The organism is Constrictibacter sp. MBR-5 (assembly GCF_040549485.1).
GTDB lineage: Bacteria > Pseudomonadota > Alphaproteobacteria > JAJUGE01 > JAJUGE01 > Constrictibacter.
In genome coordinates, this window is the sequence record NZ_JBEPTK010000009.1 from 51,626 (window position 1) to 77,054 (window position 25,429).

The 25,429-nt window shown below is 69.1% G+C and carries 23 protein-coding genes; 6 read left to right on the top strand and 17 right to left on the bottom strand.

Annotation, left to right across the window (positions count from 1 at the left end):
- Window positions 1-3: 3 nt before the first annotated feature.
- The 5 genes from serA to ABIE65_RS17950 form a co-directional block, all read right to left on the bottom strand.
- Window positions 4-1,584 (bottom strand): phosphoglycerate dehydrogenase, encoded by a 1,581-nt coding sequence (gene serA / locus ABIE65_RS17930; protein ID WP_354079583.1) that lies wholly within the window; start codon window positions 1,582-1,584, stop codon window positions 4-6.
- Between the two features lie 3 nt (window positions 1,585-1,587).
- Entirely contained in the window at window positions 1,588-2,751 is a 1,164-nt protein-coding gene (locus ABIE65_RS17935; protein WP_354079585.1) for a phosphoserine transaminase, read from the bottom strand.
- 158 nt (window positions 2,752-2,909) lie between these two features.
- Complete coding sequence (locus ABIE65_RS17940; protein ID WP_354079587.1) at window positions 2,910-3,602, bottom strand: Crp/Fnr family transcriptional regulator; 693 nt, start codon at window positions 3,600-3,602, stop codon at window positions 2,910-2,912.
- Window positions 3,603-4,099: 497 nt separating this feature from the next.
- Complete coding sequence (locus tag ABIE65_RS17945) at window positions 4,100-4,576, bottom strand: MaoC family dehydratase (RefSeq protein WP_354079589.1); 477 nt, start codon at window positions 4,574-4,576, stop codon at window positions 4,100-4,102.
- A gap of 13 nt (window positions 4,577-4,589) precedes the next feature.
- Window positions 4,590-5,657, bottom strand: a complete 1,068-nt coding sequence (locus ABIE65_RS17950) for a tartrate dehydrogenase (RefSeq protein WP_354079591.1) — start codon at window positions 5,655-5,657, stop codon at window positions 4,590-4,592.
- Between the two features lie 196 nt (window positions 5,658-5,853).
- On the opposite strand from ABIE65_RS17950, the gene ABIE65_RS17955 reads away from it, so the two are divergent.
- The 3 genes from ABIE65_RS17955 (at window position 5,854) to ABIE65_RS17965 (ending at window position 8,428) form a co-directional block, all read left to right on the top strand.
- Window positions 5,854-6,288 (top strand): Xre family toxin-antitoxin system antitoxin, encoded by a 435-nt coding sequence (locus ABIE65_RS17955; RefSeq protein WP_354079593.1) that lies wholly within the window; start codon window positions 5,854-5,856, stop codon window positions 6,286-6,288.
- Entirely contained in the window at window positions 6,288-6,749 is a 462-nt protein-coding gene (locus ABIE65_RS17960) for an RES family NAD+ phosphorylase (RefSeq protein ID WP_354079595.1), read from the top strand. Before ABIE65_RS17955 ends, ABIE65_RS17960 begins: the two co-directional genes overlap by 1 nt.
- Window positions 6,750-6,868: 119 nt before the next feature.
- Window positions 6,869-8,428, top strand: a complete 1,560-nt coding sequence (locus tag ABIE65_RS17965) for an acyl-CoA carboxylase subunit beta (protein ID WP_354079597.1) — start codon at window positions 6,869-6,871, stop codon at window positions 8,426-8,428.
- A 16-nt stretch (window positions 8,429-8,444) separates the two neighbouring features.
- On the opposite strand, the gene ABIE65_RS17970 is transcribed toward ABIE65_RS17965, so the two are convergent.
- From ABIE65_RS17970 to ABIE65_RS17995, 6 genes are all read right to left on the bottom strand, one after another.
- Entirely contained in the window at window positions 8,445-9,539 is a 1,095-nt protein-coding gene (locus ABIE65_RS17970) for a hypothetical protein (RefSeq protein ID WP_354079599.1), read from the bottom strand.
- A 143-nt stretch (window positions 9,540-9,682) separates the two neighbouring features.
- A complete protein-coding gene (locus ABIE65_RS17975) occupies window positions 9,683-10,057 on the bottom strand; it encodes a RidA family protein (protein WP_354079601.1) in 375 nt (124 codons plus the stop codon).
- A gap of 10 nt (window positions 10,058-10,067) precedes the next feature.
- Window positions 10,068-10,460, bottom strand: a complete 393-nt coding sequence (locus tag ABIE65_RS17980; protein ID WP_354079603.1) for a GtrA family protein — start codon at window positions 10,458-10,460, stop codon at window positions 10,068-10,070.
- A 14-nt stretch (window positions 10,461-10,474) separates the two neighbouring features.
- Window positions 10,475-11,170, bottom strand: a complete 696-nt coding sequence (locus ABIE65_RS17985) for a class I SAM-dependent methyltransferase (protein WP_354079605.1) — start codon at window positions 11,168-11,170, stop codon at window positions 10,475-10,477.
- 13 nt (window positions 11,171-11,183) lie between these two features.
- Entirely contained in the window at window positions 11,184-13,610 is a 2,427-nt protein-coding gene (locus ABIE65_RS17990; protein WP_354079607.1) for a YfhO family protein, read from the bottom strand.
- A 41-nt stretch (window positions 13,611-13,651) separates the two neighbouring features.
- A complete protein-coding gene (locus tag ABIE65_RS17995) occupies window positions 13,652-14,734 on the bottom strand; it encodes a glycosyltransferase family 2 protein (protein WP_354079609.1) in 1,083 nt (360 codons plus the stop codon).
- 11 nt (window positions 14,735-14,745) lie between these two features.
- Between ABIE65_RS17995 and ABIE65_RS18000 the strand changes: the two genes are divergently transcribed.
- Together ABIE65_RS18000 and ABIE65_RS18005 are read left to right on the top strand one after the other, a co-directional pair.
- Complete coding sequence (locus ABIE65_RS18000; RefSeq protein WP_354079611.1) at window positions 14,746-15,591, top strand: ChbG/HpnK family deacetylase; 846 nt, start codon at window positions 14,746-14,748, stop codon at window positions 15,589-15,591.
- A 97-nt stretch (window positions 15,592-15,688) separates the two neighbouring features.
- Entirely contained in the window at window positions 15,689-17,677 is a 1,989-nt protein-coding gene (locus tag ABIE65_RS18005; protein ID WP_354079613.1) for a BCCT family transporter, read from the top strand.
- A 96-nt stretch (window positions 17,678-17,773) separates the two neighbouring features.
- Here ABIE65_RS18005 and ABIE65_RS18010 read toward each other — a convergent pair whose 3' ends face one another.
- Window positions 17,774-18,613, bottom strand: coding sequence for an LLM class F420-dependent oxidoreductase (locus tag ABIE65_RS18010; protein ID WP_354079615.1), 840 nt, complete (start codon window positions 18,611-18,613; stop codon window positions 17,774-17,776).
- 224 nt (window positions 18,614-18,837) lie between these two features.
- Between ABIE65_RS18010 and ABIE65_RS18015 the strand changes: the two genes are divergently transcribed.
- Entirely contained in the window at window positions 18,838-20,331 is a 1,494-nt protein-coding gene (locus tag ABIE65_RS18015) for a sensor histidine kinase (RefSeq protein ID WP_354079617.1), read from the top strand.
- On the opposite strand, the gene ABIE65_RS18020 is transcribed toward ABIE65_RS18015, so the two are convergent.
- The 5 genes from ABIE65_RS18020 to ABIE65_RS18040 form a co-directional block, all read right to left on the bottom strand.
- Window positions 20,246-21,652 (bottom strand): amidase, encoded by a 1,407-nt coding sequence (locus ABIE65_RS18020; protein ID WP_354079619.1) that lies wholly within the window; start codon window positions 21,650-21,652, stop codon window positions 20,246-20,248. The genes ABIE65_RS18015 and ABIE65_RS18020 overlap by 86 nt on opposite strands.
- Window position 21,653: 1 nt before the next feature.
- Window positions 21,654-21,836, bottom strand: coding sequence for a hypothetical protein (locus ABIE65_RS18025; protein ID WP_354079621.1), 183 nt, complete (start codon window positions 21,834-21,836; stop codon window positions 21,654-21,656).
- A 90-nt stretch (window positions 21,837-21,926) separates the two neighbouring features.
- The gene (locus ABIE65_RS18030; protein ID WP_354079622.1) at window positions 21,927-23,231 is read right to left on the bottom strand and encodes an aspartate aminotransferase family protein; all 1,305 of its coding nucleotides are present in this window, start codon (window positions 23,229-23,231) and stop codon (window positions 21,927-21,929) included.
- A gap of 52 nt (window positions 23,232-23,283) precedes the next feature.
- Window positions 23,284-24,450, bottom strand: a complete 1,167-nt coding sequence (locus ABIE65_RS18035; protein ID WP_354079624.1) for an acyl-CoA dehydrogenase family protein — start codon at window positions 24,448-24,450, stop codon at window positions 23,284-23,286.
- A gap of 304 nt (window positions 24,451-24,754) precedes the next feature.
- Window positions 24,755-25,426 (bottom strand): TenA family protein, encoded by a 672-nt coding sequence (locus ABIE65_RS18040; RefSeq protein ID WP_354079626.1) that lies wholly within the window; start codon window positions 25,424-25,426, stop codon window positions 24,755-24,757.
- Window positions 25,427-25,429: the final 3 nt, after the last annotated feature.

The window sequence follows — 25,429 nt, forward strand, 5'->3', positions numbered from 1 at the left end:
GCGTCAGTAGAAGTTCAGCGCCTTCGCCTGGATGACGTCGGGGATCGCCCGGACCGCCTCGAGCGCCGCTTCCGGCGCTGCACCGTCGATCTCGACGAGGGCGATCGCACTGCCGCCGTTGGCCGACCGGCCCAGGTGGAAGTTGGCGATGTTGACGCCGGCGCTGCCGAGGATCGAGCCCAGCTTGCCGATGAAGCCCGGCTTGTCGCGGTTGCGGACGAACAGCATGTGCCGGCCCAGCTCGGCCTCGAAGTGGATGTCCTGGACCTGCACGACGCGCGCCCGCGTGCCGCCGAAAAGCGTCCCGGCGACGATGCGCTCGCGCCGTTCGGTCTTCACCGTCAGGCGGATCAGCGTCTGGTAGTCGCAGGGACCGTCGATCTTCACCTCGCTCACCGTGATGTCGCGCTCGCGCGCCAGCATCGGGGCGTTGACCATATTGACCGTGTCGAGCAGCGGCGACAGCAGCCCCTGCAGCAGCACCGCCGTCAGCGGCCTTGTGTTCAGTTCGGCGACATGCCCCTCATACTCGATGACCACCGCCTCGAGGCCGGTCTCGGTCAGTTGACCGGCGAAGCTGCCGAGCTGTTCGGCGAGCCGCATGTAGGGCCGCAGCCGCGGCGCGTCCTCGGCGGTCAGCGAAGGCATGTTGATCGCGTTGCTGACCGCGCCGACCAGCAGGTAGTCGACCATCTGCTCGGCCACCTGCAGCGCCACGTTCTCCTGCGCCTCGCTGGTCGCCGCACCCAGATGCGGCGTGGCGATCAGCCGATCGCTGCCGAACAGCACGTTCTCCTTGGCCGGCTCGACCTCGAACACGTCGATCGCGGCACCCGCCACATGGCCGCTGTCGAGGGCGGCCCGCAGGTCCTTCTCGACGATCAGGCCGCCGCGGGCGCAGTTCACGATCCGCACGCCCGGCTTCATCTTTGCGATCGACTTGGCGTCGACGATGCCGCGGGTATGTTCGTTCAGCGGCGTGTGCAGCGTGATGAAGTCGGCGCGCTGGAACAGTTCGTCCAGTTCGACCTTCTCGACGCCCAGATCCGCCGCCCGCTCCGGCGACAGGAAGGGATCGAAGGCGACGACGCGCATGCGCAGGCCGCGCGCCCGCTCGGCGACGATCGAGCCGATGTTGCCGCAGCCGACGATACCCAGCGTCTTGCCGGTCACCTCGACGCCCATGAAGCGGGACTTCTCCCACTTGCCGGCCTGGGTGGAACGGTCGGCTGCCGGGATCTCGCGTGCCAGCGCCATCATCATCGCGATCGCGTGTTCGGCCGTGGTGATCGAGTTGCCGAACGGCGTGTTCATCACGACGATGCCGCGCGCGGTCGCCGCCGGCACGTCGACATTGTCGACGCCGATGCCGGCGCGGCCGATCACCTTCAGGTTCTCCGCCGCGGCGACCACGTCGGCCGTCACCTTCGTCGCCGACCGGATCGCGAGGCCGTCATACTCGTGGATGCACGCCTTCAACTCGTCGGGCTTCAGCCCGACGCGGACGTCCACCTCGACGCCCCGTTCCTCGAAGATCGCGGCGGCGCGCGGGCTGAGATCGTCGGAAATCAGTACCTTGGGCATCGCTCAACCCTTCTTAAGCTGCTCGGCTTTGACGGTGGCAAACGCCCAGTCGAGCCAGGGGAAGAGTGCCTCCAGATCCGCGGTGTCGACCGTCGGGCCCGCCCAGATGCGCAGGCCGGGCGGTGCATCGCGGTAGCCGTTGATGTCGTAGCCGGCCCGCTCCTTTTCCAGGAGTCCGGACAGTGCCTTTGTCAGCGCCGCCTGCCGGTCGGTCGGGAGCGCCGCACACTCCGGATCGACGATCTTCAGGCAGACCGAGGTGGACGACCGCGTCGACCGCACCTCCGCCAGGAAGTCCACCCACGGCGTGCGCTCGACCCACTGCGCGATCGCGGCGAGGTTGCCTTCGACGCGCTTCGCGACCGCGTCGCCGCCGCCGAGCGATTCCATCCACTTCAGCGCGTCGATCGCGTCCTCGACGCACAGCATCGACGGCGTGTTGATCGTCTCGCCCTTGAAGATGCCCTCGATCAGCTTGCCGCCCTTGGTCATGCGGAAGATCTTCGGCATCGGCCAGGCCGGCTTGTAGCTCTCCAGCCGCTCCACGGCGCGGGGCGACAGCACGATCATGCCGTGCGCCCCCTCGCCGCCCATCGCCTTCTGCCAGGACCAGGTGACGACGTCGAGCTTCTCCCAGGGCAGCTTCATGGCGAACACCGCCGACGTCGCGTCGCAGATCGTCAGGCCCTGCCGGTCGTCGGCGATCCAGTCGCCGTTCGGGACCCGCACGCCGGAGGTCGTGCCGTTCCAGACGAAGACGACGTCGCGCGAGAAATCGGCCTGGCCGAGGTCGGGCAGCGCGCCGTAGGGCGCGCTCAGCACCCGGACGTCATCGAGCTTCAGCTGCGACTTCACGTCGGAGACCCAGCCCTCGCCGAAGCTTTCCCAGGTCAGCATGTCGACGCCGCGCGCGCCGAGCAGCGACCACATCGCCATCTCGACCGCTCCGGTGTCGGACGCCGGCGTGATGCCGATCCGCCAGCCCTCGGGAATCTTCAGCACCGTGCGCGTGCGGTCGATCACCTCGGCAAGGCGCGCCTTGCCCTCGGAGGAGCGGTGCGACCGCCCCAGGAGCGCCTGCGAAAGGACCTCGGGAGACCAGCCGGGGCGCTTCGCGCAGGGACCGGAAGAGAAGTTCGGATCGGCCGGGCGAATGTTCGGTTTCATCGACTTGCACCAAAAGCGAAAGCCCCCCGCGCCGATTTGGCGAGGGCGGCGAAAATGTGGCGGATACTATGAGGCCTGAGAACGAGGGGTCAATCCGCCGCTCGCCCCGCGCCCCGCAAGTCAGCCATGCAGCGGCCGGGGACCGCCTCTGCGGACACTTACGCCGCCGCGTGCCCGGCGAGACGCCGCAGCGCAGGAATGTCCTGAAGGACCATCTGGCCGCCACGCAGGTCGAGCACGCCCTGGCGGCGCAGTGTCGCCAGGGTGCGGCTGACATGCACCTTGGTCATGCCCAGGGCGTCCGCGACCATTTCCTGGGTCAGCGGGCAAGAGAAGCCTTTGGCAGACTGGAGATGCCGTTTGCAGAGCCGGTCGTACAGGTCCAGCACGAAGCAGGCGAAGGACTGGATGGCCAGCCTCGCACCCAGGGTCAGGATCCGCTCGTCGCGCTCGAGACGATCCGCGACGAGCACCTGCAGGACGTGCGCCTGGACCTCCGGATAGCTGTGCAGGAGCCGCGGCACCTCGGCGGCGGGATAGGCACAAAGCGAGACGGGGGTGATGGCCTGGACCGACAGGGCCGAAGGCTTGCCCAGCAGGCACTCGACGCCCAGGATGTCACCGGCGAGATGGAAGGTGACGATCTGGCGGCGACCGTCGGACATGACCCGGAACGAAAATGCCCAACCCTCGCGGATGGCGCAGACCCGGTCGACGGCCTCGCCCGCACGCAGGATGAGTGCCCTCGACGGCAGCGAGAGCGGCGTGCACCGGAAAGCCTCGTCTTGCGGCAAGATCGGGCAGGACATGAGGCTTTCGGGCGCCTTCACCTCGCTCTCGATCCCATGCATGCGACGCAGGCCCCGGAAACCGGATTCGCGGGAGCCTGCACAAGCAGGCCGTCCAAGGAATCCCTGGCTATGTGTATTTCAAGGGAGCGAACTGTATTGTTCTTGAGGCAGTTGGTCAAATAGTCAGACCAAAAGACTAATGTAACAATTGTTGTGAACATAATAGAACTGTTCGACGAAGGCTCCGCACGGAGCAGTCGAGCCAGAACCGGGCGACACACGCGCCAATGGTCACATCGCCAGGGGCGGGAAAGACCAGGACGCACGAAGATGTACATGGCACTACTGGCGATCTTCTTTGCGCCCGCAGATAAGTGCCTGAGTAAAAATCCGGCTGCACGGGTTCGGGCCGCAAGAGTTCCCGTCTGAACACCTATTTGATATCGGATTGCATTGGGTACAATGGCACCGCCGCGGCGCGGCGGTGGGCTCACGCCATATTGAAGAAGGCGGATGGAACTTTCGGAGACGGCCGCGCCGGCCGGGGGCCGCCGTCCCTATGGCCGGCAGGCGACCACATGCAGGAAGTCCGCCGTCAGGACGACCGCGCCATGCTGATTTGCGACATTATACCGCAGCACGACGGTGCCGCGATCGGGCTGCCGCTTCGACGCGGTCGCCGAAAGGACCTCGACATCCACGCGGATCGTGTCGCCGGGGCGCACGGCCCGGTGCCAGCGGACCTCGTCAATGCCCTTGCCGCCGATATTGTGCGGATTGAGCGGCCCGCTCTGATAGACGAGCCGGAAGGCGACCGACAGCGTATGGAAGCCGCTGACGATCAGGCCGCCCCACATGCTGGCCTTCGCGGCCTCGGCGTCGATGTGGAAGGGCTGCGGGTCGAAGCGAAAGGCGAAGTCGATGACCTCGCCCTCCGAGAAGGTGTAGCCGCCGGTCGACCAGCGGCCGCCGACGACGAAGTCCTCGAACCAGGCGGCCGGCGGGATCGTCGGCCCCGCCCCCTGCCCGCTCATGGCGCGGCGCCGCTCATGCGGTCTTCACCGCTTCGGCGATGGCCTTGCCGACATCCTCGGTGCCGGCATTGCCGCCCATGTCGCGGGTGCGCGGCCCGCCCTCGGTCAGGACGATCTCGATGGCCCGCTCGATCGCACGCGCCGCTTCGGAATGCCCCAGATGGTCGAGCATCATGGCCCCCGACCAGATCTGGCCGATCGGGTTGGCGACCCATTTGCCGGCGATGTCCGGCGCCGAGCCGTGCACCGGCTCGAACATCGACGGATGGTTGCGCTCGGGATTGATGTTCGAGGACGGCGCGATGCCGATCGACCCGGCCACCGCCGGCCCCAGGTCCGAGAGGATGTCGCCGAACAGGTTCGAGCCCACCACCACGTCGAACCAGTCCGGGTGCTGCACGAAATGCGCGCACAGGATGTCGATGTGGAACTGGTCCCACTTCACGTCGGGATAGCCTTCCGACACGACCTTCACCCGCTCGTCCCAGTACGGCATCGTGTGGATGATGCCGTTCGACTTAGTCGCCGAGGTCAGGTGCTTCTTCGGCCGCGACTGCGCCAGTTCGAAGGCGAACTTCAGGATCCGGTCGACGCCGCGGCGCGTGAACACCGTCTCCTGCACCGCCATCTCGGCATCGGTGTCGCGGTAGAGCCGCCCGCCGATCTCGGAATATTCGCCCTCGCAGTTCTCGCGGACGACATAGAAGTCGATGTCGGCGGCGGTGCGGTTGGCAAGCGGCGTGTTGGCGCCCTTCATCAGGCGCACTGGCCGCAGGTTGACGTACTGCTCGAACTCGCGCCGGATCGGGATCAGCAGGCCCCAGAGCGACACGTGGTCCGGTACGCCCGGAAAGCCGACGGCGCCCAGATAGATCGAATCATAGGCGCGCAGCTGGTCGATGCCGTCCGGCGGCATGAAGCGGCCGGTCTCCTTGTAGGTCTCGCAGCTCCAGTCGAAATGCCCGTACTCGAACGACAGGCCGAAGCGCGTGCCGACCGCATCGAGCACCCGGATACCCTCGGGCACCACTTCCTTGCCGATGCCGTCGCCCGGAATCGCCGCGATCCGATACCGTGCCATGTGCCGCTCTCCCTCACCCTCGTTCGCAGCGGAGCCTAAGGGAGCCGCGGCCGATTTGAAAGCGCCCGCAGGCGCAGGGCGAGCGGATGCCGGGCACTGAACGGCATATTCCAGCGTATCCGCCTCCTCTTCCCTTTGCGGCAAATCGCCATCATATTGACGGCAGATTGCCGCCACCCTCAGGTGAGGTTCTTCAATGTCGGTCGTCGTGGAAGAGGTCGCCCGGAAACTGGGTGGACCGGCGGTCCTGGGCAGCGTCGTGCGGTCGCAGGCGGATCTGGCCCTCGCGGTGAGCAACCGCCTTCCGCTTGCCGCGCTCAAAGGGCTCGCCCAGGCGGGCCTCTCGGACCAGGAGATCGAGCGGTTCGTCATTCCGCAGCGGACTCGCCGCCATAGGGCGGACAGGAAGCAGCCGTTGACCATAGATGAATCGGATCGCGCCGTGCGCCTGCTGCGGATCCAGACTCTCGCCGAGGACACGTTCGCGGATCGGGAGAAGGCGGCTGTCTGGCTTCGCCGCCCCCTGGCGGAGTTGAGCGGCGAGACGCCCCTCGACGTCGCGCGGACCGAGGCGGGCGCGCGCCTGATCGAGACGATCCTCGCCAAGATCGCCTGGGGTGCCGCCGCCTGATGATCCTCTGGCGCCTGTCGGGCCGCGAGCACGTCATGCGCTTCGACGGCGGCTACGGCCTGCTCTACGACGGCCGCTGGAATACCGCGGGACATGCGGTAACCTACTGCGCGACGTCTCCTTCGCTCTGCGTCCTGGAGAAGCTGGTCCACGTCCAGGACCCCGACCTCCTGCCCGATCTCGTGATGGTGCGCTACCGTGTGCCCGACGCGCTGGAGATCGAGACGGTGGAGCCGGCGGACCTCCCCGCGGAATGGCAGCGGCGGGAGGACTGGACGCAGCGGCGTGGCGACCGGTGGCACCGCGCCGGCGGGTCGCCCCTGCTCCGCGTACCCTCGGCCATCGTGCCCCTCGACGGCTCGCCCGACGTGAACCTGCTCGTCAACAACCGCCACCCCCGTGCAGACGAGATCGAAATCGCCGCCGCCGAGCCCTTCAGGCTCGACCCGCGCTTGTTCTGAAGTCTTCGCCCGCCTGAGACGGATTCGTGGTCTCCTCTTGCAGGACTCCGCACGCCCGGCTGTACTTGCCCGGACATTATGCGATCACGGCCGCCGTCGGCAGGCAGGAGATACTTCACGTGAACTGGCACCCTGAACTCGAGGAGCTGCGCGAGCGGCAGAAGCTGGCGCGGCGCATGGGCGGCGCCGACAAGGTGAAACGCCAGCACGACGGCGGACGCCTGACGGTCCGCGAGCGCATCGACGGCATGCTCGACGACGGCAGCTTCCTGGAGATCGGCTCGGTCACCGGTACGGCCAGCTACGACGAAGAGGGCAAGCTGCTCGACCTGCTGCCGGCCAACTGCGTCCTCGGCCGCGGCACCGTCGACGGCCGGCCGGTCGTCGTGGTCGGCGACGACTTCACGGTGCGCGGCGGCTCCGCCGACGCGACCATCAAGGAGAAGCCGCAGATGGCGGAGAGCATGGCAAACGCGCTGCGCCTGCCGCTCATCCGCATCATCGAGGGCTCGGGCGGCGGCGGCTCGGTCAAGACGATCGAGACCAAGGGCCGCGCCAACCTGCCCGGCGGCACCGGCCAGTCGAGCGGCTTCCACCTCTGCGCCGCCAACATGGGCACGGTGCCGGTGGTCGGCCTCGGCCTCGGCTCGGTCGCCGGCCTGGGTGCGGCGCGCCTGACGGTCAGCCACTACAGCGTGATGACCAAGAACACCTCGGCGATGTTCGTCGCCGGCCCGCCCGTCGTCTCCGGCACCGGCAGCAACCTCACCAAGCAGGAACTCGGCGGCTGGGAGATCCAGACCAAGGCGGGTGCCGTCGACCACGCCGTCGACACCGAGGAGGAGGCGTTCGAGGCGGCGCGCAAATTCCTCTCCTACCTGCCCTCCTCGGTCTACGACGTCTCGCCGCGCGGCCCCCGCGACGACGACCCCAAGCGCGCCGACGAAAAGCTGTTCGACGCCGTCCCGCGCGAGCGGCGCAAGGTCTACAAGATGCGCGCGATCATCGACTCGGTGGTCGACAAGGGCTCCTTCTTCGAGATGGGCCGCATGTACGGCCGCTCGATCATCACCGGCTTCGCCCGGCTCGACGGCGTGCCGGTGGCGCTGATGGCGAGCGATCCCTTCTTCTACGGCGGCGCATGGTCGGCCGACGCCTGCCGCAAGATCACGCGCTTCGTCGATACGGCGGAGACGTTCCACCTGCCCGTCGTCTATCTCGCCGACTGTCCCGGCTTCCTGGTCGGGCTGGAGGCCGAGCGTACCGGCACGATCCGCGAGGGCGTGCGCACCATGACGGCGATCAACCAGTCGACCGTCCCCTGGTGCTCGATCATCGTGCGCAGCGCCTTCGGCGTCGCCGGCAGCGCGCACCAGCCGTCGAGCCGCTACGCCGTGCGCTACGCCTGGCTGTCGGCCTGGTGGGGCTCGCTGCCGCTGGAGGGCGGCATCGAGGCGGCGTATCGCGCCGAGATCGAGGCCGCCGCCGATCCGGTGGCGAAGCTGAAGGAGATCGAGAAGCGCCTCAACCTCCTGCGCTCGCCCTTCCGCACGGCCGAGACCTTCTGGATCGAGGAGATCATCGACCCGCGCGACACGCGCCGCCTGCTCTGCGACTTCGCCAACCTCGCCGAGCCCCTGCGCACGCCGGGCCCGCGGCCCATCGGCATGCGCCCCTGATCGCCGCCGCGGGCGCCTACCGCGCCCGCTGCAGCCGCTCCGCGGCGACCCCCATGTCGACGTTGGGGTTCAGGTTGGGATTGTCGGTCATCATGTAGGTGCCGTCCTGCAGGCGCCAGGCGTGGTTGTAGGTGTTCGGCAGTTCCACCTGTCCGCCCGACGCCATGGGATCGCGATAGACTTCCTGCTCGCGCGTCATCAGCGACCAGCTCTCCTGGCCGCGGTCGATCATCGCCTGGCGGTCCTTGTAGCCCTGGTTGATGATGTCGCCGATCTCGCCGTAGGTCCGCCCGATGCGCGCCTGCGCCTCGGCGTTCTGCCGTGCGCGGTCCCTGGCGCCGCGGGCGTTGATTTCCGCCACCGCCCGCTGGCCCTCCTGCCGGCGCCTCGACCATTCCGGGTCCGGCTTGAACGAACGCCGGATCGTGTCGGCCAGCTGGAAGTCCAGCTGGCCTTCCGGTGCGCGCGCGGCGAAGCTCGGCAGGCTGATGCCCATCACGAACGCATCGGTCCCCTGCAGGCCCGGCATCTGCATGACGTTGAACAGCACCACCGCGCCGATCATTTCACGCATCGGGCCGGATGGGCCCTGGTAACCGATCAGGATGTCGCCGGCCTCGAACCAGCTGCGTCTGTTCGGGTCGCCCGCCTGCATGGCGCCAGCGACCGGGGCCAATTCGGCCACCAGGTCCGGACGGGGCCGGAAGTCCAGTACTGTCGCGCCCTGGCGCATGACCTGGACCAGCGCCTGCAGATACTCCTGCACCGAGCGGACCATCAGATTGTCGCATCCGGGCAGCGGGTAGGGCAGCGTCGACCACTGCCATCCCGTCGTCGGCAGGACTTCCACGCCGAAGCGGCCGCTGGGGTCGGTGGCGCTCCACTGATGCTGCACGACGTCGCTCTGACACGGCGCCTGCGGGTTCCAGCGCACGCCGCCCTGCGCCTGCCAGTCCGCGGGAATCATGATGTGCGCCGCCGGCATCGGCCGTTCGAAACCCGACGGATCCATGATCGCGACCGGTCTGAACCGCTGCGCCTGCTGTGCCGCGGCCACGGAGGCCGACCCGAAGACCAGCAGGCCGGCGAGAAGGGTGGGAAAGATCCGCATGCTCGCCTCCGTCACACGCCGGCGGTTACCGCATCGCCGCTATCGATGTACCAGTCGGCACCTGCGCCCCACAACGCATGATCGCCGCCGCGATGACGTGCATCACAACGGGTCGATACGCTCCGCCCGGCCGCGGCGGACGTTCAGCGACGCGCCGTGACCTCGATCTCGATCTTCATGCGCGGATCGATGAGGCCGCACACCACCGCCGTGGCGGCCGGGCGGCAGGCGGCCCAGTGCTTCGCCAGCACCGGCTTGGCGCGCTCGAAGTCTTCGGCGCTGGTCACGTAGACGCGGCAGCGCACGACCTTCTCCATGCCGCTGCCGGCCTCGGCCAGTGCGGCGGCGATCGTCGCGAAGCACTGTTCGGCCTGTTCTTCGACCGTCTCGGCGAAGCTCATCGTCGCGGCGTCGAAGCCGGTGGTGCCGGAGACGTGGACCCAATCGCCGTCGACCACGGCGCGGGCATAGTTCAGGTCGCGCTCGAAGGACGAGCCGGAATAGATGCGCGTTTCCATCGCGGCCACCTCAGCGGAAGGCGAAGATGCGATAGGCGACGAAGTTCCAGACCATCAGCACACCCGTGGTGAAGATCTGCGACGGAAGGTAGTGCAGGCCCAGCACCTTCACCAGCAGCGCCATCAGCAGCGTGTTCAGCACCAGGCCGAGCCCCGCCAGGAAGAAGAAGCGCGGCGCGGCCTCGCTGTGCCGGCTGGTCGCGTTGAAGGTGAAGCGGTGGTTCAGCAGGTAGCTCGCCACGCCGCCGGCGACGAAGGCGAGGAACGAGCCCAGCACCGGGTCCAGGTCGGCCAGTTCGGCGAACAGCAGCAGGCTGCCATACTGCACGACCGCGGCGGCCAGTCCTGCGACCAGGAACCAGGAGACGTCGCGGAACAGGCGCTTCGGCGCCCAGGCCCTCATGCCGCTCCCCCGCCTCAGGCCGTCGGCCGGAGCGTGAAGGTCATCCGCCGCGGATTGAAGCCCAGGTTGCGGTCCTCGCGCACCCCGCCGAATCCGTGCTCCGCCGCCAGCGCCAGGAACGCGTCCGGCGCATAGTGCGACAGGCGCAGCGTGCGCCGCATCCGGCCGTAGTCCGAGACCGCCGTCGCCGCCAGCCCGCCCAGCGCCGCCAGAAGGAAGCCACCGCGCCGCGCGGTGCGCAGCAGCGAGGCGACGTCCGCCGCGACGTTTCCGTCCGGCGGGATCACGTCGGCGACCACCAGCCGGCCGTCGCGCCGCAGCAGGCCGCGCGCCCGGACCAGCAGTGCGGCGAGTTCGTCGCGCGAGAGATACTGGACGACCGAGTTTACCATGATCAGGTCGATGCTACCCTCGGGCAGGGTCGCGAGTCCCGCCTCATCGAGGATGGCGATGCGCCCGCTCCCGCCGTGCAGCGCCGCCAGCCGCGCCCGCACCGCCTCCGCCGCGTCGTAGAGGTAGAGCCGTTCCACCCGTTCCGCGACGCGCGCCGCCTCCAGTGCCAGCCCGCAGCCATAGTCCAGGACCGCCGCGGCACCGTCCGGCACGACGGCGATCAGGTCGTCGGCCACCCGGCGATAGTGCACGCGCAGATGGGTGTCGTTGACGTAGATCCGGTGCGGCCGGTTCCAGAAGGCGAGCCAGCCGCTCATTCGCTGCAGCCGCTCATCGGACCTTGTCTTCCACCGACACCAGCGCCGCGATCAGATTCTCCAGGGCGAAGGGCTCGAAGCTGAACACCACCGTATGCCGGCCCGGCGGCACCTCGACGGCGCGGAACAGCACGTTGGCCCGGTGGATCGGCCGCTCCTCGCCGTCCACATAGGCCCGCCAGGACGGATACCAGAGGTCGTTGAGCACCAGGAACGACCGCTGCGCCGCGTTCACCTCGACACGCACCTCCGTGTTGGAATAGTCGACCACCGTCGCGCTGCCGGCCATTGCACCACCGATGGGCGCGCCGCCGATGGAGGCCCTGCCCCCAACGGCCGCTGCGCGGCCGGCCGGCGGCGGGTTCGTCCAGGACGGCGGCAGGTCCTCGATCAGCGCCGTCGCGCGATAGTCGAGCGGCGGCATCACGCCGGAACGCAGGATCTTCTCGGCGTCGGCGGCGATCGCCCGCGGCACCAGCATCGCCCGCGGCATGGCGCCGGCGTTCTCGTAGATCCGCACGCGGCCGATCTGGTCGACCAGGCGCATGTCGCCCGGCTTCAGGCTCGGGTCCAGCGTCTCGATCGGCGCGGCCGTACAGATGAAGCGGATGCCCAGCATGTTCGCCAGCGTCGAGCGGTAGCTGCCCATCAGCTTGGAGAAGCGCCGCTTCGACATGTGCGAGCTCTCCGTCGCCCCCGTCGCCTCCTCGTAGGCTTCGAGACGCAGCGGGTTGTAGCCCAGCGTCGATTCGATATCGAAGACCATCGGCGCGTTCTGCCAGGCGCCGCCCAGGCCGATCACCTCGGCGCGGTACGGCCCGCCGCCGCGTTCCTCGGCGGTGCTCAGATATTCCTGCAGCACGCCGGCCACGACGTCGCCCTCCGGCGCCTCGAACGTGGCCACCGTGTCGGGCGAATGGGCGTTCAGGACCGTGCCGGAATTGTGGAGCCGCAGGTCGAGAACGAGCAGCGTCAGTGCCAGGCCCAACGCGGCGTGCCCGCCCGAACCCGACCGGGCGACGAGGGCCGCGATGCCCGCGGCGACGGCGATCCAGAGGGCCGCCTCGGTCATCTGGAGAAGCGCCCAGTGAAGCTCGCCATGAGTCCAGGCCAGCCAGCCGGCGAAGCCGGTCGCGGCGACCGCGGCCACCGCGCCGATCGTCAGGGCGGGCCGGCGCAGCCGTCCCGTGTCGCCCGCCGCCAGCCGGTGCAGCAGGTATCCCGCGCACAGGGCCAGCGCGAAGCCGACCAGGAAGGTGGCGTCGGCCGGCCGCCGGTAGAGATCGACGCCGGGTACGGCCTCGTAGAGGAATTCGAAGACGGGCGTGTGGCTCCCGACGGCGTAGAAGATCATGACGACCAGGACGCCGGCGTAGAAACGCACCTCCCGCGCCGCCAGCCAGCCGGCGAGGACGCCGTAGCGCAGCACGAGCACCACCGGCAGGATGCCCAGATAGAGATAGTCGGTCGCCCGGTCGGTCCAGTCGCGTTCCGCCCAGGGCAGTCCGCCGGGTCCCCAATAGCCGGAGAAGCCGTTCAGCGACTTGAAGTAGTCGGGCACCAGCGCCGTGATGAAGTTCACCGGGTTGAGCGAGCCGGTGATCGCGAGATCGAAGGAGATTTCCGGCCGGTTGCTGAGACCCAGGAACTGCAGGGTGAGCAGCACCGGCAGCGCCAGCACGGCGATGCCGGTCGCGATCGCGGTGAGCCCGGGACGCCAGCAGGCGTTCGCGAAAGCGCGCAGGTCGGCCGCCGTCGCCGCGCGGTGGGCAACGTAGGCGACCATGGTCATGCAGGCCAGGAAGGCGATCTGGTCGCGGTTCGCCGCCATGACCGCGGCGACGAGGCCGAAGCCGGCGGCCCACCCGACGCTCCGCCGGCCCGCCTCCGACCGGTCTACCGTCTCCTTCAGCAGCCAGAAGGCCAGCGGCAGCCAGCCGTAGCTCAGGATGATCCCGGTGTGCTGCAGCCGCGCCGCCGCCGACCCGCCGAACATGTAGACCGTTGCCGCCAGCAGCCCGGCAGGCGCGATCCACCGGTGGCTGCGGCAGAGCAGGACGATCCCGATGCCGCCGATCAGCAGGTGCAGCAGCTGTGCCGCGTCGACCATGCGCATGGACGGCCGCTCCACCAGCGCCGCCAGACCCAGCATCAGCGGCGAGAACAGCATCGACTGCGGATCCGAGATCATCGGATATCCGCCCATGTGGTACGGGTTCCAGGCCGGCGACTGGCCGTCGTGCAGCGACTGCGCGACGAAGCGCAGCAGCGGGTAGAAGTGGTTCTTGGCGTCCCAGGGGATGATCAGCCCGTCGACCAGCCACGGCCAGGCGAGGAACGCCCATATCCCCGCGACCGAGGCGAGCGACGCCCACAGCGGCCAGTCGCACGTCGTCGGGCGCAGCAGCGGATCGGGACTGGCGAGGGCCGGTGCGTGCATGGGGCTGTGCGGCTCGGCGGTGCGTTCGGGGGACGGTGAGGTCAGGGGCTCGTGTGGTGCTGGGCGGCCGGGGCCGCTGCGCCGGTCCAGACCTCCGGTGCCTCCGGTTCCAGGCCGATCGCCTCGCGCACCAGATACAGCGGCCGCCGTTTCACTTCGGTGAATATCCGGCCGAGATATTCTCCGAGCACCCCGAGGGTGATGAGCTGGATGCCGGCGAACAGGCTCACCGCCACCATCAGCGACGGATAGCCGGGCACCTCGACCCCCAGCACCAGGGTCTTCACCAGGATCCAGACACCGAAGATCAGTGCCACCGCCGACACCGCGAGCCCGACATAGGACCAGACCCGAAGCGGCATGGTGCTGAAGGCGGTCAGCCCGTCCAGCGCGAACAGCCAGAGCTTCCAGAAGCTCCACGTCGTCCGGCCGGAATGGCGCTCGCCGATGTCGAAGGGCACTCCGCACTGACGGAAGCCGACCCAGGCGTAGAGCCCCTTGGCGAAGCGGGTGCGCTCCGGCATCGCGTTCAGCGCCCGCACCACCTTGCGGTCGAACAGCGCGAAGTCGCCGACGCCCTGCGGCAGGTCGATCTCCGCGATCCGCGCGAACAGGCGATAGAACAGCCGGCTGCTCCAGCGCTGCGCCGCGGACTGATAGGCGCGGTCGCGCCGCTGGGCATAGACCACCTCGAAGCCTTCGCGCCACCGCGCGACCAGCTCGTGCAGCAGTTCCGGCGGGTGCTGCAGGTCGGCGTCCATCAGCACCACCGCCTGTCCCGAGGCGTGGCGCAGGCCGGCGGCGATGGCGATGTCCTTGCCGAAATTGCGCGACAGGCCGAGCAGCTTGATTCGGCGGTCGTCGCGCCGGCACGCCCGCACCCGCTCGACCGTGGCGTCTGTGCTGCCGTCGTCGACGAAGATCACCTCGGACGCCATGCCGAGGGCGTCGAGGACCGGTCGCAAGCGGGCCACCAGCGCGTCGACGTTCCCCGCCTCGTTCTTCGCCGGAATGACGATCGAAAGCATGTGCCGCTGCCGCCCCCCGCCCCGCGTCGCGCTCTGTTCCTGGCGCATGCGGGTGCGATGGCGGTAATAGCTGACCCAGGCTCCCGTTGCTTTCAAGTCGATTCGCAATGTCCGATGCACGTCCCGTCATACTGTGCGCCGACGACTACGGTCTGACCGCCGGGGTCAGTCGCGGAATAGCCGATCTGCTCGCCGCCGGGCGCCTCTCCGCGACCAGCTGCATGAGCGTCGCGTCCGCGTGGCCGGCCGCCGCCGGCGACCTCGCCGGCCTCTCCGGCCGCGCCGATATCGGCCTGCACCTGACCCTCACCCGCCTCGCGCCGCTCGGGCCGATGCCGCGGCTCGCGCCGGACGGACGGCTCCCGGACATCGGCACGCTCATGCGCGCCGCGATGGCCCGCCGCTTGGACGAGCCCGAGATCGCTGCCGAACTGGAGCGCCAGCTCGACGCGTTCCTCGCGGCGACGGGGCGGCCGCCGGATTTCCTCGACGGGCACCAGCACGTCCACATCCTGCCGGGCGTCCGCGACGTCGTGCTCGACCTCGTCCGCCGCCGCCTCGACCCGCGGCGGCTCTATGTCCGCTCCTGCGCCGAAGGACTCCCCGCGATTCTCGGCCGCCGTGTCGCCGCGCCGAAGGCGCTGCTTCTGTCCGTGCTGTCGCGCGGACTGGTGCGGCGCTGCGCGGCGGCCGGCATCGCGACGAACCGGGGCTTCGCCGGCGTGAACGGCTTCCGCCCCGACGAAGATTTCGGCGCGATCTTCCGCCGATTCCTCATGTATCCGGGGCCTCTGCCGCTGGTCATGTGCCATCCCGGCATCCCGGACGCCGGCCTCGGCGAACTCGACGAGGTGACAGACAGGCGACGCGACGAACTCGACTACTTTGCCGGCGATCGATTCCCCGCCGATCTTTCCGAAGCCGGCTGTCGGCTCGCACGATTTCGCCGCTGAGACGTTCCAGGTTTCGGGGGCGATTACGGGTCGACCCCGCGAGTCCGGGAGTCCAGACTGTCGGACAGTCATGCCGAGACGAAAGGGGAGAGCCGGAATGGCCACCGAAGCCGAACCAGCGGCGGAAAAGCCCGCCTATCAGATATGTGCACCCGTCTTCTTCGGGTCGGCCATCCTGATCGTGCTATTTGTCGTCTTCGGTGCTGCAATGCCCGAGCTCGCCAGCGATGTGTTCAGTTCCGTACAGGACTGGATCGTCGCGACGTTCGGCTGGTTCTACGTCCTGACCGTGGCGATCTTCATCGTGTTCGCCTTCGGGCTGGCGCTCAGCACGCATGGCAACGTCCGGCTCGGCCCGGACGATTCAACGCCGGACTACACCTACCTCTCCTGGTTCGCGATGCTGTTCAGCGCCGGCATGGGCATCGGCCTCATGTTCTTCGGCGTGGCCGAGCCGATCATGCACTACACCACGCCGCCGGTCGGCGAGGGCGGCACCATCGACGCGGCGCGCCAGGCGATGGTCATCACCTTCTTCCACTGGGGCCTGCACGCCTGGGCGATCTACGCGGTCATCGGCCTGTCTCTCGCCTACTTCTCGTTCCGGCATGGCCTGCCCCTCACGGTCCGCTCCGCGCTCTATCCCATCATCGGCGAGCGTATCCGGGGTGGCTGGGGCCATCTCGTCGACACCTTCGCCGTGCTGGGCACGATGTTCGGCGTGGCGACCTCGCTCGGCCTCGGCGTGCTGCAGATCAACGCCGGCCTCACCTACCTCTTCGGCGTGCCGGAGACGGTGGGCGTCCAGCTGGTGCTGATCGCCATCATCACCGTCCTCGCCACCATCTCGGTGGTCGCCGGCCTCGACGTCGGCATCCGCCGCCTCAGCGAACTGAACCTCATCCTCGCCCTCGCCCTGATGCTGTTCGTCGTCGCGGTCGGGCCGACGCTCTTCCTGTTCCAGGCGCTGGTCCAGAACATCGGCGCGTATCTCAGCAACGTCGTGAACATGACGTTCCGGCTCTACGCCTACGAGCCGAACACCTGGATCGGCGGCTGGACGCTGTTCTACTGGGCGTGGTGGATCGCGTGGTCGCCCTTCGTCGGCATGTTCATCGCCCGCGTCTCGCGCGGCCGCACCATCCGCGAGTTCGTGCTCGGCGTGATGCTGGTGCCGGTCGGCTTCACCTTCATGTGGCTCACCTTCTTCGGCAACACGGCGCTCGACCTCGACCTCGGCATCGCCGACGGGGCGATGGCCGCCGCCGTCGCCGACAGCGTGCCGACCGCCCTCTTCCACTTCCTCGAATATTTCCCCTGGTCGGGCGTCACCTCGCTGATCGCCACCATCCTGGTCGTGACCTTCTTCGTCACCTCATCGGACTCGGGCTCGCTGGTCATCGACACCATCACGTCGGGCGGCATCGACGACCCGCCGGTCTGGCAGCGGATCTTCTGGGCCACCACCGAGGGGCTCGTCGCCGCGGTCCTGCTGCTGGCGGGCGGCCTGCAGGCGCTGCAGACCGCGTCGATCGCGGCGGCCCTGCCGTTCGCCTTCGTCATGCTGTTCGTCTGCTATGGGCTGCTGCGCGGCCTGCGCATGGAGGCGCAGCGCCAGGTCGTGCTGGAGATGCCGCCGGCCATCCATATCCGCGGCGCCGCCGTGCCCTGGCAGCAATGGCTGAAGACCATCGTCACCTATCCGCGTCGCGAGGAGGTCGAACGTTTCCTGCGGGACACGGTCGAGCCGGCGCTGCGCGAGGTGGCGCAGGAACTCGAGCAGACGACCCTGAAGCCCGTCATCGACGTCGGCGAGCGCGAGGTCTCCCTTACCGTCAACCACGAGGGTGCCCGCGAATTCCTCTACGTCGTCCGGGCGCACGGCTACTCGGCACCCGCCTTCGCCGTGCCCGACACGCGCGCCCGGCGCCGGGCGGAGGAGACGCGGCGCTACTACCGCGCCGACGTCCGCCTGCTCGAGGGCCCGCAGCATTACGACGTGATGGGCTACACTAAGGAGCAGATCATCGGCGACGTGCTGTCCCAGTACGACAAGCACGTCCGCTTCCTGCTGATGACGGCCTGATCGGGTCGAGCGGGAAAAGGAAGGGCGGCGCAGCGGCGCCGCCCTTCTTCTTCTTCTCCGACTTCGTCCCCGAGGGCGTCGTCCGGGAGGGCGTCGTCAGAGCCCCGCCACCTTCGCCAGTTCGTCCAGCTTCGGCAGCATCTCCGCGTCGGGCAGCGGCGGCACGCTGAAGCAGATGCGCGTCGCCCCCGCCTCGGTCAGGCGCTTCACCCGGTCGCTCTCGTGCGCCGTCTGGTAGGCGACCAGTTCCAGCGACGCCGGGTCGCGCCCCGCCTCCGCCGCCATCTGGCGGAAGCGGGGGAAGGTCTCGGCGAGGTCGGTGCCGCGGCTGCCGAGCGGCATCCAGCCGTCGCCGTAGCGCAGGGCGCGCTTGGCGGCGTGCGGGAAGGCGCCGCCGACGATGATCGGCGGGTGCGGCTTCTGCACCGGCTTCGGCCAGGTCATCATCGGCGGGAAGTCGACCAGGTCGCCATGATATTCCGGCTTCGTCTTGGTCCAGATCTCCTTCATCGCCTCGATGCGCTCGCGCATCAGCTTGAATCGCGTCTCGAAGACCGTGCCGTGGTCCTCCATCTCGTCCTGGTTCCAGCCGCCGCCGATGCCGAAGACGAAGCGGCCGTTCGACAGCTGGTCGAGGCTCGCCACCTCCTTCGCCGTCTGGATCGGATCGCGCTGCACGACGAGGCAGATGCCGGTGCCCAGCTTCAGCTTCGTCGTCACCGAGGCGACCGTCGCCAGCGCCACGAAGGGGTCCATCACGTCGTAATACTGCTTCGGCAGGTCGCCGCCGCCGCCGAAGGGCGACTTTCGGGTCAGCGGGATGTGCGAATGTTCCGCCACCCAGAGCGATTCGAACCCTCGCTCCTCCAGCGCCCGCCCCATGTCGGCCGGCTTCATCGAATAGTCCGTCGGGAAATAGGCGACGCCGAAATCCATCTCGTCCTCCCGCTTCTCTCGTCGTTCGGGTTGCGCGGACGAGTATCGGCCAGCCGGCGCGGAACCGCCAGCCGCGGCCGTCCGCGGTCCGGGCGGAGCGGCGACCCCAAAGACCCGGACGGATCCCCGCGGGTCCGCGACGAAAAGGCATGTCGCGCGTTAACTTCCGATACAATCTCGCTGTGAGATTGCTCTTCCGCGTTCAAGCAAAAAGCCGTTCATTCATGGTCATGGGTACCCCGGAGCAGCCGACTGCCGAGAACCGGTCCGGAGGGACGGTGCTGCTGGACGACGCCTGCACGGTGGTGGCCTATACCGACCGTTGCCCGGACCTTCTGGGCGTGGCGGCCGAGGATGCCGCCGTCGCGGCGGCGGTCGCGTCCACGGTCACCGGCATCGAGGACGGGCGCACGACCCGCACCGCCAGCGGCTGCGCCGTCACGGCGCGGCGCCTCTCCAACGGCGGCTGGGCGCTGGAGCTTCGCCCAGCCGCGCCGTCGGCACCGCGCGCCGACCCGGAGATCCTCGCCGAAATCCTCGACAGCATCGACGCGTCGCTGGTCGTCTACGACGCCGAGGAGCGCTACGTCTTCGGCAACCGCCGCTTCCACGAACTCTACCCCAACCACCCGCCCGAAGAAGAACTGGCGGGGCTGAAGTTCGAGGAGATGATCCGCCGCACGATCGCCGCCCGGATCTATGTCGAGCAGCAGGCCTACCAGGATCCCGCCGGCTTCACCGCCCGCCGCCTGGCCGAGTTCCGCGCACCCAACGACCGTCCGAGCGAGCGGCGGCTGCCCTCCGGCGAGTGGCACCTGCTGCGCCGGATGAAGACGCCGAGCGGCATGCAGGTCACCCTGCGCGTCGACATCAGCGAGCAGAAGCGGCTGCAGCAGGAACTGTCGGAGACCTCGGAGCGGCTGCGGCTGGTCAGCGAGGCCAAGTCAGCCTTCCTCGCCAACATGAGCCACGAGCTGCGCACGCCGCTGAACGCGATCATCGGCTTCGCCGACATGATGCGCCAGCAGGTCTTCGGCCCGCTCGGCGCGGCACCCTATGTCGACTATGCCGACGACATCCTGCGCTCCGGCGAGCATCTGCTGGCCCTGATCAACGACCTTCTCGACTTCAGCAAGGTCGAGGCCGGCGCCCTGAAGCTGCATCCCGAGCCGGTCGACCTGCGGCGCTTCCTGTCCGACGAACTGCGCATGTTCGGCCCCGAGGCGCGGCGCCGGGCGCTCAGCGTCTCCTGGGAGTGCCCGGACGACGCGCCCGCCCTGAAGGCCGACCCGCGCGCCCTGCGCCAGATGCTGATGAACCTCGTCTCCAACGCACTGAAATTCACCGCGGCCGGCACCATCCGTGCCCGGGTGCGGGTCCGGGACGACCGCGGCATCGACATCGCCGTGTCGGATACCGGCGTCGGCATCCCGGCGGAAGGCCTGGCGCGGATCGGCGAGCCCTTCTACCAGGCGCACGACCCGCGCCGGCGCGCCACCGGCGGCACTGGCCTCGGCCTGGCGCTGGTACGCGAGCTGATGAAGCTGCACGACGGCGGCCTGTCGGTGGAGAGCCGCGAGGGCCACGGCACCACCGCGACCCTCTGCTTTCCCCCGGCGGCCAGCGTCTCCGTCAGGCGGCCAGCGCCTCCAGCGGCGGACGGCGCAGATGCCAGCCCGCAGCCTGCTCGTAGGCATAGCCGACCCGGTAGACCATAGCCTCGGCGAACGGCCGGCCGATGATCTGCATCGACAGCGGCATGCCTGCGGACGACAGGCCGGTCGGCAGCGCCAGCGCCGGATCGCCCGTCACGTTGATCGCCTGCCGCGCCTGCCGCGGATAGGTCCGGTCGACCAGCGCGTCGTCTTCCAGGTCGCAGGCCGGCTCCATGCTGGAGGCGGTGATCGCCACGTCGACGTCGCGCATCGCCTCGGCGAAGCGCGCGATCAGCCGCCCGCGCATGCGCAGCGCCTGGACATAGTCGACGGCGCGGTAGAAGGCGCCGGCCATCAGCCGCTCGCGCGCCCGCGCACCATAATCCTCCGGCCGCTCGGTCAGCCACTTCTCGTGGATGGCGAAGGCCTCGCACTGCAGGATGATGCGGTTGACCGTCGCGTATTCCTGCAGCGGTCCCGGGTCGATCTCCGTCACGCTGGCGCCCATGCCGGCCAGCGTCTCGACCGCCGCCTCGATCGACGCCGCCATCTCGGCGTCGGCCACCATGTCCTTCGCGTAGAAGCGCCGCACCACGCCGATGCGCAGCCCCTTCACCCCGTCCTTCATCCCGGCGGTGTAGTCGATGGCCGGCTCCGGCGCGCTGCCCGGATCGGACGGGTCGTGCCCGGCGATCACGTTCAGCATCAGCGCGTTGTCCTCCACCGTGCGCGTCATCGGCCCGACATGGTCGAGGCTGAAGGACAGCGGCACGACGCCCGCTCGGCTGACCCGGCCATAGGTCGGCTTCAGCCCGACGATGCCGCACTGCGATGCCGGGTTGCGCACCGACCCGCCCGTGTCCGTGCCGATCGCCGCCGGGAAGAAGCCCGCCGCGATGCCCGCCCCCGACCCGCTCGACGAGCCGCCCGGATGGCAGGTCCGATTCCACGGATTGCGCGCCGGCGGCCAGGGCAGGTCGCGCGACGGTCCGCCGATGGCGAACTCGTGCGTCGACAGCTTGCCCATCAGCACGCCGCCGGCACCGCGCAGGGCGCGCGTCACCGCCGCGTCGCGCTTGGCGACGTTGCCCTCCAGGATCTTCGAATGCGCCGTGGTCGGCACGCCCTCGACGTCGACGATGTCCTTCAGGCCGTAGGGCACGCCGTGGAACGGCCCCCGCCAGTTGCCGGCCGCCACCTCCTCCTGCGCGCGCTTCGCCTCGGCCATGGCCACGTCGCGCATCGGCAGGATGAAGGCGTCGAGCGCCGCGTTGTAGCGGTCGACCTGGGCGAACAGCGCCTCGGCATACTCGACCGGCGAGAGCGTCTTGGTGCGGATGAGATCCGACGCCTCGGCGACGGTCAGGAACGGCAGATCGGTCATCTCAGCGCTCCGCCTTCAGGCGCAGCACGTGCGCCGGCTCCTCGGCGAGGTCGAAGTCGCGCGGCATCTCGTCCTTCAGCCTGCGCGAGAAGCTCACCGCCTTCTCCAGGTCGCCGCGGAACCGCGCCGCCGCCTTCTCCAGCCCGACGCCGCGCGCCAGCTCCATGATCTCGTCGTCCTGCATGGATGGATCCCCCTTCGGAGCGCGGGCGTCCCGCCCGCATGGAACGTCAAACATGACGAGAGAGGCGGGCGGGACGCCCGCGCTCCCAGCCTATGCCGCCGACCGCCGCCCGGTCGCCTCGCCCAGCGCGCGGTCGAAGATGCCCAGCATCCGGTCGATCTCGTCCTTCGACACCGTCAGCGGCGGCGCCACCCGGAAGACGCTGGCGAGGCTGCCGAGCCGCGCGATGTTCATGTTCACGCCATAGGCGAGACACAGGTCGGTGACCCGGTCGCACAGGCCGGTGGCGGCCTTGCGCGTCTGCCGGTCCTCGACCAGTTCGACGCCGACCATCAGGCCGCGGCCGCGCACATCGCCGATCGCCTCGTATTTCTGCTGCAGGTCGAGGAAGCCCTGCTTCATATGGGCGCCCAGTTCCTTCGCCCGCGCCGCGAGGCCGTCGCGCACCAGCGCCTCGACCACGCACAGGCCGACCGCCGCCGGCAGCGGGTCGTTGGCGTGCGTCGTGAAGAACAGGAAGCCGCGCGCGTGGCAGCGCTGCTCGATCTCGGGGCTGGTGATCACCGCCGACAGCGGCAGGCCGGCGCCCAGCGTCTTCGACAGGGTCAGGATGTCGGGCGCCACGCCGTCGCGCTCGAAGGCGAAGTTCGTGCCCGTCCGGCCGATGCCGGTCTGCGCCTCGTCCAGGATCAGCAGCATGCCCCGTTCGCGGCACTTCGCCTTCAGCTTCGCCAGATAGCCGTCGGGAATCTCGACGATGCCGCCGCTCGACAGGATCGGCTCGATGATGACCGCCGCGAGCGCCCCCACCGACTGCCGGTCGATCATGTCGAAGCCCATGTCGAGCTCCGCCTCCCAGTCGTAATGCCCGTCGCGCACGAAGCGCGAGCGGTAGCGGTCCGGGGTCGGCAGCACCATCGATCCCGCCATGGCCGGGCCGTAGCCGCGCCGGCCGCCGGTATAGGTGGTGGAGGCCGCACCGCCGGTCATGCCGTGCCACGCCCGGTCGAATCCGACGATCTCGAAGCCGCCGGTATAGAGCTTGGCCATGCGGATGGCGCACTCGTTCGCCTCGCCGCCGGTCGACAGGAACATCGCCTTGGACAGGCTGGGCGGCAGCAGCGCCGCCAGCTTCTCGGCCAGCCGGATGACGGCGGGCGAGCGCTGGCTGGAATGCAGGTGCGCCACCGTCTCGGACGCCTCGCGGATCGCCTTCAGCACCTCCGGATTGGCGTGCCCCAGGATCGCGCTCATCTGGCCGGAGGTGAAATCCAGGATCTCGCGGCCGTCGGTCGTATAGAGGACGGTCCCCTTCGCCCGCTCGATGATCGCCTCGGCGAAGGCGCCGCCATAGCGGACGAGGTGCTTTTCGGCGATGTCGTGAAGCGCGGACATGGGCACCTTCCTCCTCTTCGGCGGCGCGGCCTGTTCCCGGCCGTGCTGCCCGTCAGTACGACTTCGGCAGATCGAGCACCCGTTCGGCCAGGTAGGACAGCACCAGTTCCCGGCTGATCGGCGCGATGCGGGCGATCATGATCTCGCGCATGTAGCGCTCGACGTGGAACTCCTTTGCATAGCCCATGCCGCCGTGCGTCAGGACCGCGCGCTCGCACGCCTCGAAGCCGAACTCGCCGGCCAGGTACTTCGCGGCGTTCGCCTCGGCGCCGCAGGGCTGTCCGGTGTCGTACAGCCAGGCCGCCTTGAACATCAGCGCCTCGACCGCCGCGAGCTTCGCCCAGGCCTCGGCCAGCGGATGCTGGATGCCCTGGTTCTGGCCGATCGGCCGGTCGAAGACGACGCGTTCGCGGGCATAGCGCGCCGCACGGTCGAGCGCCACCCGGCCGATGCCGATCGCCTCGGCGGCGATCAGGATGCGCTCCGGGTTCAGGCCGTCGAGCAGGTAGTAGAAGCCCTTGCCCTCCTCGCCGATCAGGTCCTCCTTCGGCACGGGCAGGTTGTCGATGAACAGGGCGTTCGTATCGACCGCCTTGCGCCCCATCTTCGCGATCTCGCGGATCTCGACATGGTCGCGGTTCAGGTCGGTGTAGAACAGGCTGATGCCGTCCATCCGCCGCTTGCATTCCTCGCGCGGCGTGGTCCGCGCCAGCAGCAGGATCTTCTTCGCCTCCTGCGCCGTGGTTGTCCACATCTTGCGGCCGTTGACGACATACTTGTCGCCGTCCCACACGGCGCGCGTCTTGATGGCGGCGGTGTTCAGGCCGGCGTCCGGCTCGGTCACGCCGAAGCAGGCCTTCTCCTCGCCCTTGATCAGCGGCACCAGCCAGCGCTGCTTCTGCTCGGGCGTGCCGTGCACGACGATCGGGTGCGGCCCGAAGACGTTGATGTGGATCGCCGAGGCACCCGACAGCGCGGCACCCGACTGGGCGATCGCCTGCAGCATGATCGCCGCCTCGGTGATGCCCAGGCCGGCTCCGCCATACTCCTCCGGCATGGCGATGCCCAGCCAGCCGTCCTTCGCCATCGCCTGGTAGAATTCCTCGGGATAGCCGCCCTCGTTGTCCCGCTCCAGCCAGTAGTCCGGCCCGAAATTCTCGCAGAGCTTGACGATGGAATCCTTGATCTGCTGCTGCTGGTCGGTGAGTGCGAAATCCATGGGTCCCGTTGCCGGACGGCTCGTGTCGGTGTCACGCCGGAGGGGCCGCCTGCGCCGCCTTTCCAGGCGCCCCCGCGATCAAGCCTTATAAGCCGCCCCGCGGCCCGACGCGACACCCAACGGTCCGGACAAACGATCCGCCGCGCTCACCACCCCTCGCCCGTCATTGCGCGGCGCGCAGCGCCGAAGCAGCCCAGGGCCTCAGCCTGCGCGCCGGCCCTGGATTGCTTCGCCTTCGGTTCGCAATGACGGCGAGAAGGGGAGGTGTGCAGAGAGTCTGGCACACCCTGGACGGGACACGCCGTCACCCATAGGCCTGATCGAAGAACGCCTGCTCCAGTGCGGACGTCCGCACGAACAGGTCGCGGACCTCGGCGCGCTCGGCGTCCGACAGCGTCGGGCCGAGCCGGTCCAGTTCGGCGATCAGCCACTCGACGAAGCTGCGGAAGTCCGGGTTGGCGTGGATGTCGATCCATTCGGCGAACCAGAACTGGTCCGGCACCGTGTCCATCACCGACGTCGCCCAGTCCAGATAGACCCACTCGGTCACCACCAGCACCGTCAGCACCGGTGCATAGCGGCCGGAGCGGGCCGCCTCGCCCATGATCTCGTGGAAGCGCCGCGTCACCGGCAGGATCTCGGGCTCGCGCCACTCCGTCTCGGGGATGCCGAGCGCCGCGAAGGAACGCAGGAAATAGGTGTTCTCGCCGCTGGTCACCGCGGCGCGGAAGTCGGTGTAGCGCCGCCGCGCCGCCTCTTCGGGCGCCGTCGCGATGGCCGCGTCCAGCAGCCGGACGAAATGATCCAGGAAGGAATAGTCCTGCACCAGATAGCGCCGGAAGACAGCCGGCGGGATCGTCGCGTCCGCCACGTCGCGCGCGAACCGGTGCCCCGTGGCGGCGGAGAAATCCGGCTCTGCCGCCGCCCTCAGCTGCAGGGTGAATCGCTGCTCCGGTGCGGTCGCTGCGTCGGTCATGAC